Raw genomic sequence first — 18,942 nt, 5'->3', positions numbered from 1 at the left:
GAATCATTCGCAAAACGGAGAAGCTGATGGCGTTTGCAATTAACGGGAAGTTCACTTCACAGCCGGTAACGGGTGTGCAGAGAGTCGCGTATGAGTTGACTAGAGCTATGCAAATGCGCGTTCCGCCAGGCGAGCAACTGGAGGTCTATGTCCCCCGCGATACGAGGGAACCGGGCGCGCGACTGAAATGGCAGCGGCGATTTCCCTGGCTGCGCGGCACGCTTTGGGAGCAGATCACGCTGCCGCTTGTTTCGCGTGGCGTCAGGCTGTTGAACCTGTGCAATACGAATCCGCTCTTCAAACGACGCCAGGTCGTGATGGTTCACGACATGGCGGTGTACGACGTGCCAGGCGGATTCTCGAAGAAGTTCGTGCTGTGGTATCGCTTGTGCTTTTTCGTGCTGCCGCGAATGCAGCCGATGATTCTCACCGTGTCGAAGTTCTCCCGGTCGCGCATTTGCCATCACCTGAAAGTGGACGAGTCGCGCGTGGCTGTCGTGCATCCTGCCGCGGATCATCTGGATCGCGTCGCGTCGGATCCGGCCGTATTGGAACGCCTGAATCTGGTCAAGGACGTCTATTGCGTGGTGGTAGGCAGTCTCGACCCGCGCAAGAACCTGCAACGCGTGCTGGAGGCGATTGAAAAGCTGGGACATCTCGACCACGTGAAGTTCGTGGTGGTGGGCGGCAAGAACGCGCGCATTTTCAACAGCGATCTCAGCGAACAGCAACCCCAGTCAGAGAGAGTAGTGTGGGCCGGTTTCGTCACGGACGGCGAATTGAAAGCACTCTACGAAAACGCCGGCTGTCTGGTGTTCCCCTCGCTTTATGAGGGTTTCGGGCTGCCGCCGTTGGAAGCCATGTACTGCGGTTGTCCGGTTGTCGCCTCGTCGCGCACTTCCATCCCCGAGGTGTGCGGGGATGCGGCGTTGTATTGCGACGCTACTTCGGCAAACGACATGGCGGAAAAGATCTCGCTCATGATGACAGACGACGTACTGCGGCAACGTTATAAGGCAATGGGATACGAGCGTGCACGCGAATTCCGCTGGGACATGACGGCGCAAGCGGTGCTGGAGCTTCTCAAGGGGCAGGCGGGCGTTCGTGTGTCGGGCGTGCCGGCCAGCGCGTCGGCGGGCTAGCGCATGTCGGTGGGCGGGCGAATGTATAGCGGTCTGGCGCGTGCCGGTAGACGTCGGGCGTTGCGAACCCTTGCGGCGCTCGTTAGCGCCGCGATACCCCTTGCGTATGGCAAGACGTCACCTTCGAGCGGCACGGGCACGCAAGGGCGCAGCAGCGGCGGTCGCAGGATTACCGACATGATCGGTGCGAATGGATGGGCAGGCGCAAGCCGCGACGTGGAAATGTGGCGGCAGATGGGCATTAGCTGGGGACGGGATTCCGTCGGCCCCGGCCAGCCGGACTCGCCCACAGAACCCGTTCGTGTCGACAAGACGGGATCGCAGTTCGACAACGATCTAGCGCCGGCGCTGCTTCTGAACAATCGCAATGGCATCAAGTCGCTATTACTGCTCGGCTATACGGCGCCGTGGAATGCGACTGTGCCCGGCGACAGCAATTCCGCACCGCGGGACGTGCGTGCGTGGACGCGTTACGTCGAGGCAGCAGTGCGCAAGTACTCCGCACCGCCGTTCAATTTGCGCTATTTCCAGATCTGGAACGAGGCAGCCGGAAAGCTTTCGGGCGGCGCGCAGCAGGCGACGTTCTGGCATGGTCCGAACTTCAGCAAGGACGATCGCAAGGTAAAGCCATACGAGCGCGCGATGCAGGATTACGTGGAGCGAGTGCATCTGCCGGCCGCACGCATCATCCGCAAGTACAACGCATATGTCGTGTATGGCGGATGGCCAGACCAGGGCGGTCTTTCCAATTACTACAAGTGGCTTGAGTACAGAAGTCCGGCCTCGAATGAACGCATGCTGGATTGGGTCGACTATCTCGACACGCACTACCTGGGTGTCAGCGACATCGACCAGTTGTACGAGCGGTACGTGAAAAACGGGCCGGCAAGAGGTATCTGGCAGACCGAAATCGGCGACGCGTATATGAAGGACCCGCACTACCTGCCGGAGTACTTTTTCGACTTCGCGGTATGGGCGCTCGATCACAACTGGGACGATCCAAACAAATACGTCTCCATGATCTATCACTGGGACGGCTATGAGCCGTTTCGTCTGACTCATCGGGGTCCGCCGACGCGGACCTACAACGTCTCCGGCAGGAGCCTCGTCGTGCTTTGTCACACGGTATCCGGCCCGCTGGCAAGTTTGCCCAATGCGTTGAAATTCGGTCCGGGTGCGTCGGGCGGTGGCTTGCGCTCCGGTAATGACGTGGTGCTTCAGGTGAAGGCGGCGGCGGGCGAGCGAAGCGTGGCACTGGCGGGCCTCAGGCGGCCGGCGTCGCGCGAAGTAAGAGTTGAGTTCATAGATGCGTTGACAGGCACGGTAAGTGCACCCGGTACGGTGACGACTACCTGGAATGACGACGGTTTGCAGCTGAATTTCAAGGTGCCTGAGCGTGTCAATGGAGCTGGCAACGATCCGCCGACGCACCTTGCTTACATCGCAGTCCGTTCCCTTGCCTAGCAACTCCGATTCACCGAAACACTTCAGATAGCGCCGAACGCCATGAACCAGGTCACAGTTGTCATTTGCAATTACAACTACGAACGCTATCTAGCGGCCGCGATCGATTCCGCGCTCGATCAGGACTATCCGGGCACGCAGGTCGTGGTGCTCGACGACGGTTCGACTGACGGCTCGAGAGCGATCATCGAGCAGTACGGCAGCCGCATTACGGCCATCTTCCAGGAAAACGGCGGCCAGGTATCCGCCTATAACCACGCGATCAGCGCATTGCAGACGGAGTACGCGATCCTTCTCGACTCCGACGACATTCTGTATCCGAGCGCCGTCTCCGAGGTGATGAAAATCTTCTCGAGTGGTCAATGGGCAAAAGTGCAATTCCGGCTCGACGTGATGGATGCAACCGGACGACACACGGGAGCCTACGTGCCGAATACCGAGCCGCCCGCCAACTGCGGTGAACTCCTGCAGGCGGGCTGGCTGTATCCGTCGCCGCCCGCGTCCGGCAATGCCTATCGGGTGAGCGCACTCAGGCAGGTCTTCCCGGTTCCCGCGCCGGGAATCAATCGCTATGGCGCGGACTTCTTCGCGATCTACGGCGCCGCGCTGGTGGGGCCCGTCGCCACGCTGCGCAAATCGCTAGGGGGCTATCGCGTGCATAACGCCGACGGCGGCACGGTTTCGTTCGCGAACTCCGAGCAGATATCGAAAGCACCCAAGGCGCTCGGTATGCGCTGGGCGATTCTGCGCAATATCGCGAAGTCGCGCCTAGGCATTGAACTGTCGCCCACGTTTCACGATTTCGGCCACGAAAAGGCAATTTTCTGTTCCAGCGTATATCGCGCGACGCTCGCACACCGCTGGCGCTGGATGATGCGCGACTCACGGGGCTACTTTCACGCCATCCTGGCCAATCCGTTCTGGAGTGTGAAAAAGAAGTTCGGCACCCTGGTGCTTTCCGGCTTGTGCCTCGTGCCGTACTCGCCGCTTTCCGACTTTGTGGTTCGCTACATCTCGAACCCACTAGCTCGCCAACGCGTGGCGCAACGTTAAGGGCGGGGAACGCTTTTGGACAAGGAAATGGAAAGAAAAGACAGCGCAAGCGTGATTGCGTTTGTTTATGGCGGATATCTGATGAGGTACGTGTATCTCATCATCGTGGTGCCCTTCTACGGAAGAATTCTCGGCGTCGCGGAGTATGGGCGTGTGCTAGCGTCCATGTCACTCATGAACGTCATCTGGATGCTTGTGAGCTACGGCTTCAGTCTGGTTGGAATGCGCGAAGTCGCAAAAGCGCAATCGGCGAAGGAGTGCAATGCGATCTACTCGTTGCATGTCAGTGCGCGGCTTATTCTGGCGGTGCTGGGTGGATGCATTGGCGTGATCGCCACCCTGTGCTCCCCGACATTGTCCGAGCGGCCGCTGATCGGCATTCTTGCCACGCTGCTAGGTATTGTCTCCGCGATGAATCTCGGCTGGCTGTTCCAGGGACGCCAGCGTTTCCGTACGCCGATCATGATCGAGGTATTCGGCTTTGCCGTGAGCCTCGTCCTGGTACTGAGTCTCGTGAGGGTGCCCGCCGATTCCGTATGGGTGCTTGCGAGCCTGCTGATTGCCGGCGTGGCGTCGTCGATCATTTCGTATGGCATCACCACATCGCAACTGGGGCTGCCGCACCTGACCGTGCAGGGCGTGATGCCGCTCATCCGCGGCTCTACGATGCTGTTCTGCTACTCGTCGGGCTCCGTTGTGCTGACGGCGTCTTCCACCTATTTGCTGACGCTGCTGTCCACGCCCGACCAGGTCGGCTATTTCGGCGCGGCCGAGCGCTTTGCAACCATTGCTCTCAGTCTGATGGGACCCGCGTCGCAGGTATTCGTGCCGACCATTTCGCGGCAGCTTGCTCACGGTGACAAGGAGGGGGCACACGCCACCACCCGCCGGGGCGCAGCGCTTCTGCTCGGCTACGGTCTGCTCGTGTTTTGCGGCGCAATAGTGCTGCCGCCTCTTCTCCTGCCGCTGATTCTCGGCGCTGAATTCGAGCCTGCCGCACGCATTCTTCAATGTTTCGCATGGATGTTCCCGTTCGTCGCCTTCAACGAGTTCGTCGCGTTTTACGTTATCGTGCCGCGCAAGAAAGACCGCCTGCTCGCATTTGCCGGACTTGCTTCCGGTGCGTTCAACCTGGCTGCAGCGCTCATTCTTGCGCCGCGCTTCGGCGCAATGGGCATGGCCTTCGCTCGCGTATTCGGCGAAGCGACACTCGCGGTGATCCTGATGGTCATGATGGTCCGGCTCGAGCTGGTCGGACTGGTGCCGGGGGCGCGGCGCGCCGCCGGCATGCTCGGCCTTGCGTGGGGCGCAAGAGCACAGGCAGGTGCGGCCAAAGACGAGTGAACCGGATTGCCGGAATGCGAGCGTCCGGCGCGTAATCTCACAGGAGGTAGAAGTGAAAGTCGCTATTGTTCACGATTGGCTAGTGGTTTCGGGCGGCGCTGAGAAGGTTCTGAAAAGCATTATCGAGTGCTTTCCGAAAGCGGACATCTTTTCGATCGTCGACTTCCTCGAGGACCGCGACTGCGTCAAAGGAAAGCCCGTCAACACGTCGTTCATTCAGAAGATGCCCTTTGCGCGTAAGCGCTATCGTGCCTATCTGCCGCTCATGCCGATTGCGATCGAGCAACTCGATCTGTCGGCCTACGACCTCGTTATTTCGAGTTCGCACGCGGTGGCCAAAGGCGTACTGACAGGACCGAATCAGATCCACATCAGCTATGTGCATTCGCCCATTCGTTACGCGTGGGACTTGCAGCATCAGTATCTGCGCGAATCGCACCTGAACAAGGGGCTGAAATCCATCATGGCGCGCGCGCTACTGCACTACATTCGCGGTTGGGATTCGCGTTCGGCGAATGGCGTCGATCATCTGCTGGCCAATTCGCATTTCATCGCGCGGCGAATCAGGAAGGCATATCAGCGGGACGCCACTGTGATCTATCCGCCGGTTGATCTCGACAACATGACCGTGTGCACGCAGAAAGAAAATTTCTATGTGACGGCTTCGCGCATGGTGCCTTACAAGCGCATCGACCTGATCGTGCGTGCTTTCTCGCAGACGCCCGAGCGCCGGCTGGTAGTGATAGGCGACGGACCGGAAATGAAGCGGATCAAGGCCATTGCCGGCCCGAACGTGACCATACTCGGTCATCAGCCTCTGGAAGTGCTGGTGGACCATTTGCGGCGCGCGCGCGCCTTCGTGTTCGCAGCGGAAGAGGATTTCGGCATTTCCGTCGTCGAGGCGCAGGCGTGCGGTACGCCGGTTATCGCGTTCGGCCGGGGCGGCGCGCTCGAGTCGGTTATCGGCTTGCCTCTCGAACAGCCAACAGGCGTGTTCTTCGACGAGCAAACCGCGGAGTCTCTGCTCGAAGCAGTCACGCGCTTCGAGCGCAATGCGTCTCTGTTCGATCCGCTCAATTGCCGCCAGAACGCCGAGAGATTCTCAACCGAAAACTTCAAGACCGCTCTGACCGACTTCATCGACGCGCGACTCTTGCGCAGCTCGATTGAACAGCTTCGTCCCTATCTGGTACGCGAGCGTACTGCTCAGGAACGTCACCTGGCGAGCGTACCCTCGTAAGACTGAATGCGGTATTTGACGCGACCGGCGAGCGCCATGATCGAGTGAGCATGGCTATGCAGCTGCGGGGAGCGTGTTTCAATGAGCCGCTGAAGCGGCGCTTGATGCCCATAAGCGAGCACGCACACGCACAGCACGCTCGCGGCCGACCATGCGGGCCGCGCGCGCTCGAATTCCGCGTGCAGCGCTTTGTGGAGGAATAGCAGGCCGACGAGCGCGCCGAGCATCCAGCCGGAGACCACTTCGGGCACGGTGTGCGAAAGGTCCATCAAACGCGATATGCCGGTCAGTGCGCCGATCACCAGACCTGCCGCAATGCCCAACAATGGCGGCAAACGCCACCATTTCAGTTGCAGTGCGATTGCTACCATCCAGACCGAGGTGGACAGCATCGCGTGGCCGCTAATCACGCGGAAATGAGAGGCCGGAAACGATATGCCCCAGCCGGCATAAACGACCTTGCTTGCGCCCACGATAGCAATGCCCACTGCGAGCATTAGCATCCAGCGGCAGGCCAGCCTGATGTCGAAAAAAGCAATCCAGCAGGCGCAGACAGCCGCCACAGGCAAAGTGACGGCCGCATCGCCTATGTTGGTGAATACAGTCCACATAGGGTTTCTCGTTCTTGTCTGGTCGATGCAGCGGGAGATCGGCGTCCCGCTGCATCGAGGTGGGCTTGAAGATGGTCAGACGCGCGAGCGGACGAGCGAGTTCCGCCTGCGAAACTCCGCGAAGATTGCATTGGCCGATTGCGAGGCCAGCAGCAGCGAGATGACGAGCGAAAGGATCAGAACATTCGAAGGAGACACGAGGCGGTGTTCGGTTGCCGCCATGACCAGCAGGCACACGGACGATATCTCGACAAAGCGAAATGCCGCGAAGTTTTGACCGCCGCCTACCAACGCGCCCGCGGCTGCCCCGAGCTTGCTCCATTCCACGAGTTTCCAGAAGAAGCTCAGCATCAGGAACAGACCGATCACGCCGGTCTCGGCTAGAAAATTCAGGTACGAGTTGTGAGCGTGCGAATCGCTATGCTCGACGAGAACGTCCGACGGCGCACCGAACAGGTGAAAGTACGAGACGACACGGCCGATGTGGTCGTCGAACGAACCGAAGCCGAGGCCGAGAATCGGGCTCTGCTCGAAATAGGCGAGGGCGCGCGGCCACAGCCACTCATAGCGGATGTTGAGGTTGGCCACCTTGGCATCCTGGTTGTGGATGCTGAACGGATACCCCATGTAGTCCACGGTCGGGTCTGTGTGGTACACCGCCACCGCAAGGGAGCCGACTATGAGGCCGCCCATCAGCACGGCCAGCAACCAGCGTTTGCGCCCGAAATAGAGGTACGGCAGTACCGCGGCGGCGCCGAGCAGCGAGCCGCGGCTGTAGGTGGAAAACAGCATGAGGGCGTTCATTGCGAGCAGCCCCAGTAGCAGCATGCTGCGCTTTTGCAGATAGCAACCCACGCCCAGGCAGAACAGCATCGCAAAGAACCCACCCGCCGCATTGCGCGCAATGAAGTAGCTGCCGAAGCTGTTGTCAGGATTCGTGAAGATGCCGAGCAAGCCGGTGCCGACGATGTACAGCGCGTACGGCGGAATATTGATGCCCACCGCGAAGATAAAGAACGTGCGGAGTACTTTGTTCAGGTCGAGGCGATGCACGTACAGGCAACCGGCAAAAATGGGAGCATACGAAATGAAGAAGTTACCGTCGCGCCGATAGAACTCAAACTCCGCGAATGATTTTGGATCGTAAAGCAGCGTGGAGACGACGATAAGCGCCGTCAACGCGGTGAGCGGCGTGATGAACGCCGGATAGCGCCGACCGAAAAAGCGCCATGAGTACAGGAAGATCGGCACCAAGCCGACCGCGCTGACAGGCACGAAGTTGGTGACCGTCAGGAACAGTGCGAGTAGCGAAATGTAAGCCATTGCGACTCCCGGAAAAACAAATGGCGCATAGCTTGCAATGACAGTGCCATTACGTGCGAACACAACGTGGTTGGATACGGCGCGCCAACATGGCGGTGCGCCCGAACAGGATCGTGGTCCTACGTTTGAATGAAGGATTGCCAATCTGTCATGAAGACGGACCACGCGAATTTGCCACGCGAACGTACGACGCGAAGATGCCGCGCGACGGTAATACGCGAAGGTACCACGCGAAGGTACCACGTATAGACACTCATTTCCACGCGCCAGCACACACTCGCGCGAATGAAGAAAGCCTGAATGCGTGTGTGCGCACAGTGATGCCACGACGCTGGCCAAAACCTCAACTGAACGCGCCACCATTGCTGTGGTGCAGCGTGAGGTGACTATGATGGATCACATCGAGTAATGCTTGAGTGGCATCGGCTTTCCGGCGCCACGCCGATATGTGTGCGGTTTTCCTCGCAAGAGGTTGCAGTTGCAGCGCACATTCCTGGTTTTGCGCGGACAGCGTGGCTCGCCGAGCCCGTTAATGCCGACCCCCGTCATTGATCACATGTGAGACCGAAGCAGTGCCGACGTGCAGCGTAGTTCGTCGGCGCTTATGCGATTAATCGCGCTACGGCCTCCGTGGAGAGGAGCGATATAAATGGATAAAGTATTTGCAACCGCCGGCGAGATGACCACCGAGGCTCGCATCGAGGTCTCGCAGCAATGCCCGCCCCTCGCGCAGGTCATTCTCGCAGGCGGCTCCGGCACGCGTCTATGGCCGGTCTCGCGAGAACAATTTCCGAAACAGCTGATCGACGTAATCGGCGACAAGACGCTGCTGCAAGCCACGATGAGCCGCATGGACAACTTCAGCCCGTCGTGGACAGTAACACCGGAGCCGGTGATCGTATGCGGTGCTGAACACTACTTCGCAACTTTCGAACAGGCTCGGGAAAGCGGTGTGAACGCGCGCATTGTCGTCGAGCCGGGGCGCCGCGACACGGCTCCCGCGCTGACGCTGGCTGCGCTCGCCGCAGCTTCCGGGGGCGATGACGTGATTCTCGTTGCGATGCCCGCGGACCACGCGATCGAGAACCTCCCCGCGCTTCATGAGGCAATCCAGACCGCAGCGGTTCATGCAGATGCAGGCGCCATTGCGACGCTCGGCGTTCCGCCTACCGGTGCCGATACTGGCTTCGGCTATATCCGCCTCGGCGCTGCGTTGGAGGATGGCGCCTATCGCATCGAACGATTCGTGGAAAAGCCGGCACCCGAGCTCGCGGCGCAGTATGTCGAGTCCGGCAATTACTGGTGGAACAGCGGCATGTTCGTGGTTCGCGCATCCGTATGGCTTGCGCTTATCAAGCAGTTCCAGCCGCAAATTCACGACGCCTGCGTGCGCGCCTACGCAGGCGCGAAAGTCACTGAGGGCTGCGTCGTGCCCGATGCCGAGGCCTTCCTGCAATCGCCATCTGATTCGATCGACTACGCGGTGATGGAACACCTCGGCAAGTCTGACTCGCAGGTCGCGGGCATAGTCGTGCCGCTTCAGGCGGGCTGGTCGGATCTGGGCTCATGGGACGCCGTGTGGCAGGCAATGGAAAAGGACGAGTGCGGCAACGCAGCAAGCGGCCGCGTTCTGTTCGAAGGCGCGACGGCAACCTATGCACGTTCGCAAGGTGGCCGGTTGCTCGCCTGTGTCGGTACGCACGACCTGATCGTCGTCGAAACGGATGACGCGGTTCTGGTCGCCGACCGCTCGCATGTGCAGGACATCAAGGGTCTCGTATCGCGAATCAAGGCAGAAAAATCGCCGGAAGCGGAAGCGCATCGGAAAGTGCGGCGCCCGTGGGGCTTTTACGATTCCATCGATCACGGCGACCGTTTCCAGGTGAAACGCATTGTCGTGATGCCGGGCGCGCGCCTCTCGTTGCAGATGCACCACCACCGCGCGGAGCACTGGATCGTCGTAAGCGGCACCGCGCTCGTCACGCGTGGCGACGAGCAATTCCTGCTTGGCGAGAACGAGTCGACGTATATCCCGCTCGGCATTCGTCATCGTCTGGAGAACCCCGGTTGCGTGCCGCTTCAGATCATCGAGGTGCAGTCAGGAGCCTATCTGGGCGAGGACGACATCGTCCGCTTCGACGACAAGTACGGCCGTGCAGGTTGATCGATGGTGGTGAACCAGAGCGCGTTCGAGGGGTCTGCTATGCGATTGATTACCGGTCTGTTGGCCAGGCTGTTCGATGTGGCGATGATTCTCGGCGGTGCGGTCGCCGCTTCTCATATCCGTTTCGACGATCTCGCTCAACACAATTTTTATCTGGCTTTCGTCGCTTTCGCGGCGGCGTTTTCGCTCGCGGTGTTTCCTGCGCTGGGCGTCTACCAGTCGTGGCGTGGTCGGTCCAAACGCGTGCTGGTGGGGCAGGTGGCACTCGGCTGGCTGATCGTGCAGGCGTGCGCACTTGCGTTGATGTTTTCACTGCATCGCCTCGACCTGGTGTCGCGTCTCTGGTTCGCGTATTGGACCGGCATAGCGGGCGGCGCAATGATTGCAGGCCGCATGGTGACCCATGTTCTGCTCGGACGCGTTCGCAACGCGGGCTTGAACCTGCAGAAAGTCGCCGTGGCCGCATGCGGCGACCATTGCGACGAGATCTTGCGCAAGATGGAGAAAGAGCCCGCCGCGGGCTTCCGGCCCAGCGCCGTCTACAATCTGCGCCCCGCGAGAGAATCGACTAGTTCCGTACCAGTGTTCGAGCAGCGCGCGGCATTCGCAAAGTACGTGCGCGAGCAGCATGTCGACGAAGTGTGGCTCGCGCTGCCTCTATCTGAAGAACGTGCCATTCTCGAGCTGGTTGACGAGTTTCGCAACGACCTGATCAACGTGCGTTTCATGCCGGACGTACGTGCTCTCGCGCTCTTCGACGGAAGCGTAACCGAATTGCTCGGCTTTCCCACGATCAATCTGGCCGCATCGCCATTGCCGCCGAATGCGATGGTGAAAAAGGAACTGTTCGACCGCGTCTTCGCGCTAGTCGCATTGATCGCCGTCTCGCCGATACTGCTTGCGTGCGCCATAGCGGTCAAGCTGAGTTCGCCCGGTCCGATCTTCTTCAAGCAGTGCCGCAAAGGCGCGGACGGACGCGTCTTCATGATCTACAAGTTCCGCAGCATGCGTCTGCATCAACAGAAGCAGGGCGTACTCGAACAGGCAACGCGGGGGGACCCGCGCATCACGCGCGTTGGGCGGTTTTTGCGGCGCACGAGCCTCGACGAATTGCCGCAATTCTTCAACGTGCTGCGCGGAGACATGTCGGTGGTGGGCCCGAGGCCGCATGCGCTCGAACATGACGACCTGTATCAAGGCATTGTCTCAGGCTACATTCATCGCTACCGTATCAAGCCGGGTATCACCGGCTGGGCGCAGATCAACGGCTTTCGCGGCGAGACCGATCGCATCGAAAAAATGGAAGGCCGTGTGGCGCATGATTTGTACTACCTGAGGAACTGGTCGTTCGCGCTCGACGTCAAGATCATTTGCGCGACGATATTCAAGGGTCTGCATCATCCGAACGCTTATTGATCCGCTCTCGGGATCGGGGCGCCGATCGTGCGGTGCATGAGTTGCGGAACGTGAATCTGATCGCTGAGCGGCTATGAAACTAAACGACGTTGAAAAAGTAGTCAGGCGTTCGATGAAAAAGGTGGGGCAGTACGCGTTCCACCAGGTTCATGGCGCACAGGCAAAACGGGTTTTGCGGTTATTGCAGAAGAAGTACGGGCCGCCCGACCCCGCCAATCTGAAGCTCGCCGACACCTACGCGCGCGATGTTTTTGGCAACGCGATCTACGCGCCCTGGCTGCGCGTTTATGCGGCGTTTACCGGGACGTTCAAGGAGGGTTGGATTCCCGATAACTACTACGGTGGCGTGGTAGTTCCGAGCATGAAGGGCGGCTACGGTCGGATCTCGAATCTGAAGCCGATGTCACGCGTTATTTTCGGCTGTGACGCCTTTCCGGACATTGCTTACTTCGCGAACGGTCTCTTTTTCACTGACCGCAATGTCGTGGTGCCTGAGCAGGAGCTCGAAAATGTGGTCTTTCGCGAGTGCGACAGAATCGTTTTCAAGCTCGACGGTTCGGCCCAAGGCAAGGGCATTCATTTCTTCGACCGCGCATCGTTCGACTGCGCCAGGATCAAATCGCTCGGCAACGGCGTCATCCAGAAGTTCATCGTTCAGCACCCGCTGCTTAGCACGTTTGCGCCGAACTCCGTTGCCACCCTGCGCCTAACGACAACGGTCGACGACCTGGGCCGCGCTTCCCTTCGCGCCGCGTTCCTGCGCCTCGGCAGAGCGCGTCATACGCACATCAGTGTCGATGACGAGGTTTGTGTGCCCGTGGATCTCATGACAGGCGAATTGGCCCGGCAAGGCTTTCTGACCGATTGGGGCGCAACTGAGGAACATCCCGATTCACGAGTCCGGTTTGCCGGCCTGAAAATGCCAGCGTTCGACGCTTGCGTCGAGACGGTGCTGGATCTTCATCGCAAGGTGCCGTTCGCGCGCTGCATAGGGTGGGACGTGACCGTCGATAACGACAGCAAGGTTCAGGTGATGGAATGGAATGGCGAGCACAATGACGTGAAGTTCAGTGAGGCGACGCAAGGCCCATGTTTTTCCGACTTGAAGTGGGAACTGCTGAATTCCGGTCCTTTACGACAGTATTCGGCAAGGAAGATCGCGTGAGCGAACAACTGTGGTGTGTCCATATTGAAGGGCCTGACGACTTCCTCGCCGCAGAGTCGAAAGAGGCGGCCGAGCGCGAGGCATCGGCGATCAATGCGTACATCGAGCAGTCGGGCGAAGGCCGTCGCGACGCGCCGGTGCGCGCAGTCGCAATGGAGTGGCCGTTCACGCCGGAGAGTCACGCCCGCGCGCTGGAAAGCGACTGGGAAGATGTGCAGCGCATGCCGCATCGCAAGCAACAACCGGCTTCGTCGCCGAACCTTCTGACGAACATTGCACGGCGAGTGAAGGAATTGATCGACGTGGCGCGCGGTGCCTGAAATAACGGGCGGCGGCGCGCCGCCGCCTCGCTGCGCCGCCTGTTTCCCTTAGTGCAGATCCGTCCGGGGGCTGGACGAAACCACGTTGCCCGAACTGTCCACGATTACGACAGGCTCGTTGCGCGGAGCAGGCGGCTGTTCGATCGCGAGCGGGCTCGTGATATTCGTGCGGCCACTGGAAGCCATGCCGAACGACGTAGCGCTGTCCAGAAACGAAAACAGGTTGGACAGATAGCCTTGCAAACTGGCCTGCACGACGCTTGTGAAATCATTGTGCATGTCTACGGCGATGTCCTCGACGTGTCCCCAATAGGCGCAGGTCTTTTTTACTGCGGCGGGAACCTGCTGGAATTGCAAGTCGATTATCTGATCCATAGAGGCGGCCGAAAGCGCCGCATCGACCAGCGCCTGTTGCTCGGACAATGAAGTCTTCACCGTTTGCACGTTTAGCTCGACAACTTTTTCAAGCCCGGCAACGGCTTTTGCGGCAAACTCATAGGCGGCGATTGGATGGCTCTGCTGAGGAAAATCCGGCTGGTTCAGGACGATTGCATTCATGAGGTGCTCCGTTTCAGTGCGAGTGGAAGGAAATCCGCGACAACAGGCATTCATTTAGCAACGCCTATTCCTCCTCTCAAGCGAGCCGCATAATGTCGGAACGAAGGCCGCAGGAGCATGGCTTGCTGTCGTGGCACAAGCGCTGGCGATTTCCCGGTCCTACTGTTTGGCGAGGAGTAGAAGGTCTGTCATGACCCAACCCGATCTTTCGGATATCTACCGAGGCTATATTGCGTGCCTGAACAGACAGGACTGGCAGAAGTTGCCGCAATTCGTGCATGACGACGTGTACTACAACGACCAGCGCATCGGTTATTCAGGCTACCGCGCCATGCTCGAGCGAGATTTCCGCGAGATTCCAGATCTTCATTTCGACATTGAACTGCTGCTTGCCGACCCGGCGTACGTTGCGGCGCGGCTGCGATTCAATTGCTCGCCGAAAGGGAAATTCCTCGGCCTCGATGTCAACGGCAGAACAGTGAGCTTTACCGAAAACGTGTTCTACGAATTTCGCGGCGAACGAATCGGCCAAGTGTGGTCGATTATCGACAAGGCTGCTATCGAAGCGCAACTGTAGCCGCGAGACGGGCTGCGCTCCGTTCAAGGAATGCTGCCCACGGACGTCTCTGTCACGCTGCTGCCAAGCGCCTGAAACAGGGCAGCCGTGTCGGAGAAACGGTTTGCCTGTGCGCGAGTGCGATCGAGTGTGGTCTGCAACGACTGGCGTTCGGCGTCCAGGAGCGCGAGCTGACTGATACCGCCCGCCGCGTACCGCTCAGTCGCTACGTTCAGGCTCGCTTGCGCTTCCTGTGCGGCCTCGGTGCGAGCCTGCAATTCGCGCGCGTCGTTTTGTACGGCACTCAGCGAGTCGGCCACCTGTTGCAGCGCCTGCAGCACGACTTGCCGATAGTTCGCGAAGGCGCCGTCATAGGCGGCCTCGGCTGCGCGCTTCTTCGCATGCAATTCTCCGCCGTGAAAGACGGGCTGCGTGAGATTCAGGCCGACATTCCAGATGTTCAGGCCATTCACGATGTCGCCGACGCGCGTGCGCTGCGAGCCGATTCCCGCCGACAGCGCAAATTGCGGATACAGGTTGGCGGTTGCAACGCCAACGTTGGCGCTCGCTTCGTGCAGCAATGCCTCGGCTGCTTTGATGTCGGGCCTTGCACGCGCCAGTGCCGATGGCAATGTAAGGGGAATATGCAGAGGCAAGTGCAGGCTATCGAAAGTGAGGTGCTCGAAATCCGCTTGCGACGGCGCGCGCCCAAGCAGAATGGCGAGTTGGTGATCGGCAGCCGCCAGTTGTGTTGCAAGCGGCGGCAGCAAGGCGCGCGTTTGTGCGAGCAGCGTACGCTGGCTGCGTACATCGAGTTGCGAAACGCCACCGGCGGCAAAGCGCGCCTCGGTGATCGACAATTGCTGCGCCTGCGCATCGGCGAGGCGCTCTGTCAGCGCTATCTGCTCCCGCAACGACGCGCGCTGCACCGCAGTGGGAACAATATTGCCTGCAATGCTCAGGCGCGCGGCATCCAGTTCATACGACTCGTAATCGACTTGCGCCATGCTTGCCTCAAGCGCACGACGGTTGCCGCCGAAAATGTCGAACACGTATGAAACACTGACCGATGCACCGAACAACGAAAACGGTCCGGCGCTCTCCACATGCGGAATGCCGAACGCGGCCGGATCTACTTTCTGCCGCGCGCCGGACAGTGTCGCATCGATACCAGGAAATTGTGTGTTGCCCGCGAGGGCTGTGTAATTCTGCTGCGCCTGAATGAGCCTCGCGCGCGCCTGCGCCAGCGTGGGGTTCTGATGCAACGCTTCGTCCACGAGACGGTTCAGTGCGTCGGACTTGAATTCGTGCCACCACATCGGCATGACGCCGCGTGCCGTGTCGAACGTTTGCGAGGCGCCATTGGGGCCGTCGGAAGACACCGTACGTTCGGGGAGCGCGCGAGGCATATACGTTTGTGTGTCTGGCGCTGCAGGGGCTCTGAAATCGGGGCCTACTGCGCAGCCGCTCAATGCGATTGCGCACACAACAAGAAGTGCTTTCATAAAAGTCTTCCTAGTCGAGTGTGCGCCGGTAGAAGCGCAGTGCGATCGCCATGACAACGACAGTGAAAAGCGCCAAGGGCCATACCGACGGCCATAGGTCCGTCCAACCGTCGCCCTTGAGCACGATCCCGCGGATGAGCCGGTTGAAATACGTCAATGGCAACAGGTTGCCGATGAATTGCGCCCATTGCGGCATGCCGGCGAATGGGAACATGAAACCCGACAGAAGGATATTCGGCAGGAAATAAAACACAGTTAGCTGCATGGCCTGCAACTGGTTCTGCGCGAGCGACGACAAGGTAATGCCCACCGTGAGATTCGCGGCAATGAAGAGCAGGGCGGCCAGATAGATCGCGAGCGGACTCCCCACGAAAGGCACATGGAACACGAAGCGTGTCGCGATCAGAATGATCGACGCCTGCATCAACCCAATCGCAACATAGGGCACGATTTTGCCGGTCATCACCTCCACAGGTAGAACCGGCGTAGCGAGCAGGTTTTCCATCGTGCCGCGTTCACGCTCGCGCGTAACGGCGAGGCCGGTCATCATCACGAGCGTCATGGTCAGAATGACGCCCATGAGTCCGGGAACCACGTTGTACTGCGTTATCCCTTCGGGGTTGTACAGGTTATGAACCTGAACGCCGAACGCGCTTTGCCCGCCGTTCAGATGCGCGAGCGGCCCCTTGATGTCCTTGTCCGCCACAGGCTGCACGAGGTTGGGCAGGGCGGCGACCGCTGCGTGTGTCGCGGTCGGGTCGGTTGCGTCTGCTTCGACTAGCAGTGAAGGATGTTCGCCGCGCAGCAGCCTCCGCGAAAAATCGACGGGTATGGTCATCACGAACTGCACGCGGCCTTGCGCGAGCGCGCGGTGACCCGCCTCTTCGTCGGGCAGGGTTTCGACAATGTCGAAATATGCGGAGTTGGTCATTGCGGCAATGAAACTCCGCGAGAACTGACTCTGGTCGTGAACGATGACAGCGGTGGGCAGATGCTTGGGGTCGGTATTGATGGCGAAGCCAAATAGCGCAAGCTGAACGATCGGAACACCGACGATCATTGCGAACGTCACGCGGTCGCGCCGCAATTGAAGAAACTCCTTCAGGACTACGCTCCACCAGCGCGTCAACGAAAAAGCGGTCACTGCGCTCACGATTGCGCTCCGAAGTTGTCTTGCGAATGGCTCATCAGGTAGATGAACACGTCTTCGAGTCCGGTTTCTATCGGCTCCATGCGCAGGTTCGTGCCGGCGGTCGCTTGCCTGAGCGCGCGCTCCAGTGCAGCGTGGTCACGACCGCTCGCGTGCAGCGCGGCGCCGAACACGACGGTCTGATCGACGCCGGGCGTGGCACGCAGCTTCTCAGACAGTTCGCTAAGATGCTCGCCCTGAATAGACCACGTGGCGAGGTTCTGCGAGTCGATCACTTCTTTTGACGTGCCTTGCGCAAGCAGTTTTCCGTAAGCGATATAGGCGAGCTTGTGGCAGCGCTCGGCTTCATCCATATAGTGCGTGCTGACGAGAACGGAAATGCCGCGCGCGGCAAGCCGATGCAGTTCCTCCCAGAAGTCGCGCCGCGCGGTAGGGTCGACGCCCGCCGTCGGTTCGTCGAGCAGCAGGAGTTTCGGTTCGTGCAGCATGCATGCCGCGAGCGCGAGACGTTGCTTCCAGCCGCCGGACAGCGAGCCCGTGAGCTGGTTCGCGCGGCTTTGCAGTCCGAGCGCTTCAAGCGATTTGTCCACCACCTCCCGGCGGTTGCGCATCTGGTAGACGCGCGCGACGAAGTCGAGATTCTCGCGAATGGTCAGATCTTCCCAGTACGAAAAGCGCTGCGTCATATAGCCGACATTGCGCTTGATCTGCGCACTTTCGCGGCGGATGTCGTAACCGAGGCAGGTTCCGGTGCCGGAGTCCGGCGTGAGCAGTCCGCACATCAAACGGATAGACGTTGTCTTGCCGCTGCCGTTGGGCCCGAGGAAGCCAAATATTTCGCCGCGTGCGACCTGCAATGAAACGTCGTTGACTACATGTTTGTCGCCGAAGTGCTTGTTCAGACCATGCACGTCGATCACATACTCGGGAGCATTGGCGCTCATTTGAGTGTCACCGCTACTGGCTGCCCGGGGTGAAGTCTGGTTGCGTCCGCAACGGAAGTGTGAGCCTCGATCATGAACACGAGCTTGGCACGGCTCTCGTTGCTGTAGATGACCGGAGGCGTGTACTCCGCTTTACTCGACACGTAGGTGATTCTTGCCGGCAGATCCGCTGCGCATCCGTCGCAGTGGATAGACACAGCGCGGCCAGGCGAGAGTGCGCCGACCAGCGTCTCGGGCACGAAAAAGCGTACCTTGATGTTCTGCGGCGGCAGCATTTGCACCACCGGGTTTCCAGCCGACACCCATTCGCCGTTCCTGTAAAGCGTGTCGTAGACAAGCCCGTCAGCCGGCGCCGCTACGCGCTTCTGATCCAGTTTCCACCTGGCCTGCGTGACGACGGCTTCGGCCGCGGCGACCTGCGCCTGCTGTGCGGTGATCTGCTGTGCGCGCCCGGGCAACCGCGCGACTGCCACCTGGTTCGTGAGTTCGCGAACTTGTGCCGAGGCGGCCTCGGCATTCGCTCGCGAATCGTCAAGCTGTGCTTTGGAAATGCCGCCTGCGTTGTACTGCGCTTCGTCACGCGCGAGTTGAAGCGCTGCCTTGCGGGCGTTAGCCGCAGCCTGTGCAAGCTGCGCGCGGTTCACGTTGACTTCGGGCGCGCGCTTGCCGGTCTGAATGTCCGCAAGTTGTGAGCGGGCCGCCGCAAGCTGTTGTTGTGCCTGTTGCAATGCAGCGGTTTCGTCGACAGATTCCAGCGCGAAGAGCGGCGCGTCTGCCTTGATGGTTTGTCCGCGTGCGACCTGCAACTGCACGAGCTTGCCCGCTTGCGACGACCCCAGATAGACAAATTCGCCTTCCACATAACCTTGGTATGTGGTCTCTTCGCGATGCGAGCATGCTGTGAGCAACGCACCGGCAAGCAGGGCGCAGGTCGGCCGTCTGATCCAGGTGACAAGGTGCTTCATGGGTAATGCCCGCGCAAATGAA

Annotated in this window: 17 protein-coding genes; 10 read left to right on the top strand and 7 right to left on the bottom strand. The window is 59.9% G+C overall.

Annotation, left to right across the window (positions count from 1 at the left end):
• Positions 1-26 precede the first annotated feature (26 nt).
• Genes JNB89_RS01680 through JNB89_RS01660 form a run of 5 tightly spaced genes read left to right on the top strand, consistent with a single transcriptional unit; the run spans position 27 to position 6,243 of the window.
• Positions 27-1,142 carry a glycosyltransferase family 4 protein gene (locus JNB89_RS01680; RefSeq protein WP_220361004.1) on the top strand — a complete coding sequence of 372 codons (1,116 nt, stop codon included), beginning with the start codon at positions 27-29 and terminating at the stop codon, positions 1,140-1,142.
• A gap of 3 nt (positions 1,143-1,145) precedes the next feature.
• Positions 1,146-2,606 (top strand): hypothetical protein, encoded by a 1,461-nt coding sequence (locus JNB89_RS01675; protein WP_220361003.1) that lies wholly within the window; start codon positions 1,146-1,148, stop codon positions 2,604-2,606.
• 42 nt (positions 2,607-2,648) lie between these two features.
• Positions 2,649-3,659, top strand: coding sequence for a glycosyltransferase family 2 protein (locus JNB89_RS01670; RefSeq protein WP_013341445.1), 1,011 nt, complete (start codon positions 2,649-2,651; stop codon positions 3,657-3,659).
• Between the two features lie 27 nt (positions 3,660-3,686).
• A complete protein-coding gene (locus tag JNB89_RS01665; RefSeq protein WP_220361002.1) occupies positions 3,687-5,003 on the top strand; it encodes a lipopolysaccharide biosynthesis protein in 1,317 nt (438 codons plus the stop codon).
• Between the two features lie 52 nt (positions 5,004-5,055).
• On the top strand, positions 5,056-6,243 hold the full coding sequence (locus JNB89_RS01660; RefSeq protein WP_013341443.1) for a glycosyltransferase family 4 protein: 1,188 nt from the start codon (positions 5,056-5,058) through the stop codon (positions 6,241-6,243).
• Here the strand turns inward: JNB89_RS01660 and JNB89_RS01655 are convergent.
• Both JNB89_RS01655 and JNB89_RS01650 read right to left on the bottom strand, forming a co-directional pair.
• Positions 6,219-6,854, bottom strand: coding sequence for a phosphatase PAP2 family protein (locus JNB89_RS01655; RefSeq protein WP_013341442.1), 636 nt, complete (start codon positions 6,852-6,854; stop codon positions 6,219-6,221). The two genes, JNB89_RS01660 and JNB89_RS01655, sit on opposite strands and share 25 nt — an antisense overlap.
• Positions 6,855-6,929: 75 nt before the next feature.
• Positions 6,930-8,177 carry an O-antigen ligase family protein gene (locus JNB89_RS01650; protein WP_013341441.1) on the bottom strand — a complete coding sequence of 416 codons (1,248 nt, stop codon included), beginning with the start codon at positions 8,175-8,177 and terminating at the stop codon, positions 6,930-6,932.
• Between the two features lie 649 nt (positions 8,178-8,826).
• On the opposite strand from JNB89_RS01650, the gene JNB89_RS01645 reads away from it, so the two are divergent.
• The 4 genes from JNB89_RS01645 (at position 8,827) to JNB89_RS01630 (ending at position 13,242) form a co-directional block, all read left to right on the top strand.
• The gene (locus tag JNB89_RS01645) at positions 8,827-10,341 is read left to right on the top strand and encodes a mannose-1-phosphate guanylyltransferase/mannose-6-phosphate isomerase (protein WP_431026572.1); all 1,515 of its coding nucleotides are present in this window, start codon (positions 8,827-8,829) and stop codon (positions 10,339-10,341) included.
• A gap of 39 nt (positions 10,342-10,380) precedes the next feature.
• Positions 10,381-11,757 (top strand): undecaprenyl-phosphate glucose phosphotransferase, encoded by a 1,377-nt coding sequence (locus JNB89_RS01640; RefSeq protein WP_220361001.1) that lies wholly within the window; start codon positions 10,381-10,383, stop codon positions 11,755-11,757.
• 112 nt (positions 11,758-11,869) lie between these two features.
• Positions 11,870-12,922 carry a sugar-transfer associated ATP-grasp domain-containing protein gene (locus JNB89_RS01635; protein ID WP_135891837.1) on the top strand — a complete coding sequence of 351 codons (1,053 nt, stop codon included), beginning with the start codon at positions 11,870-11,872 and terminating at the stop codon, positions 12,920-12,922.
• Complete coding sequence (locus JNB89_RS01630; RefSeq protein WP_220361000.1) at positions 12,919-13,242, top strand: hypothetical protein; 324 nt, start codon at positions 12,919-12,921, stop codon at positions 13,240-13,242. Before JNB89_RS01635 ends, JNB89_RS01630 begins: the two co-directional genes overlap by 4 nt.
• A 48-nt stretch (positions 13,243-13,290) precedes the next feature.
• Here the strand turns inward: JNB89_RS01630 and JNB89_RS01625 are convergent, their stop codons facing one another.
• Complete coding sequence (locus JNB89_RS01625) at positions 13,291-13,800, bottom strand: phasin family protein (protein WP_220360999.1); 510 nt, start codon at positions 13,798-13,800, stop codon at positions 13,291-13,293.
• 190 nt (positions 13,801-13,990) lie between these two features.
• Here JNB89_RS01625 and JNB89_RS01620 point away from each other — a divergent pair, with 190 nt between their 5' ends.
• A complete protein-coding gene (locus tag JNB89_RS01620) occupies positions 13,991-14,377 on the top strand; it encodes an ester cyclase (RefSeq protein ID WP_013341435.1) in 387 nt (128 codons plus the stop codon).
• A gap of 23 nt (positions 14,378-14,400) precedes the next feature.
• On the opposite strand, the gene JNB89_RS01615 is transcribed toward JNB89_RS01620, so the two are convergent.
• The 4 genes from JNB89_RS01615 to JNB89_RS01600 are packed head-to-tail and all read right to left on the bottom strand — an operon-like array spanning position 14,401 to position 18,920.
• Complete coding sequence (locus JNB89_RS01615; protein WP_220360998.1) at positions 14,401-15,861, bottom strand: efflux transporter outer membrane subunit; 1,461 nt, start codon at positions 15,859-15,861, stop codon at positions 14,401-14,403.
• A 10-nt stretch (positions 15,862-15,871) separates the two neighbouring features.
• On the bottom strand, positions 15,872-17,014 hold the full coding sequence (locus JNB89_RS01610) for an ABC transporter permease (protein WP_220360997.1): 1,143 nt from the start codon (positions 17,012-17,014) through the stop codon (positions 15,872-15,874).
• Complete coding sequence (locus tag JNB89_RS01605; protein WP_220360996.1) at positions 17,011-17,955, bottom strand: ABC transporter ATP-binding protein; 945 nt, start codon at positions 17,953-17,955, stop codon at positions 17,011-17,013. The genes JNB89_RS01610 and JNB89_RS01605 overlap by 4 nt, the downstream gene beginning before the upstream one ends.
• Positions 17,952-18,920: an HlyD family secretion protein gene (locus JNB89_RS01600; protein WP_220360995.1), complete on the bottom strand. Its 969-nt coding sequence runs from the start codon at positions 18,918-18,920 to the stop codon at positions 17,952-17,954. Before JNB89_RS01600 ends, JNB89_RS01605 begins: the two co-directional genes overlap by 4 nt.
• Positions 18,921-18,942 lie beyond the last annotated feature (22 nt).

The organism is Paraburkholderia phenoliruptrix (assembly GCF_019511605.1).
In the GTDB taxonomy this organism is placed as follows: domain Bacteria; phylum Pseudomonadota; class Gammaproteobacteria; order Burkholderiales; family Burkholderiaceae; genus Paraburkholderia; species Paraburkholderia phenoliruptrix_A.
Note: the sequence above shows the minus strand (reverse complement) of the source record. Positions and strands in the feature narration are given on the sequence as shown.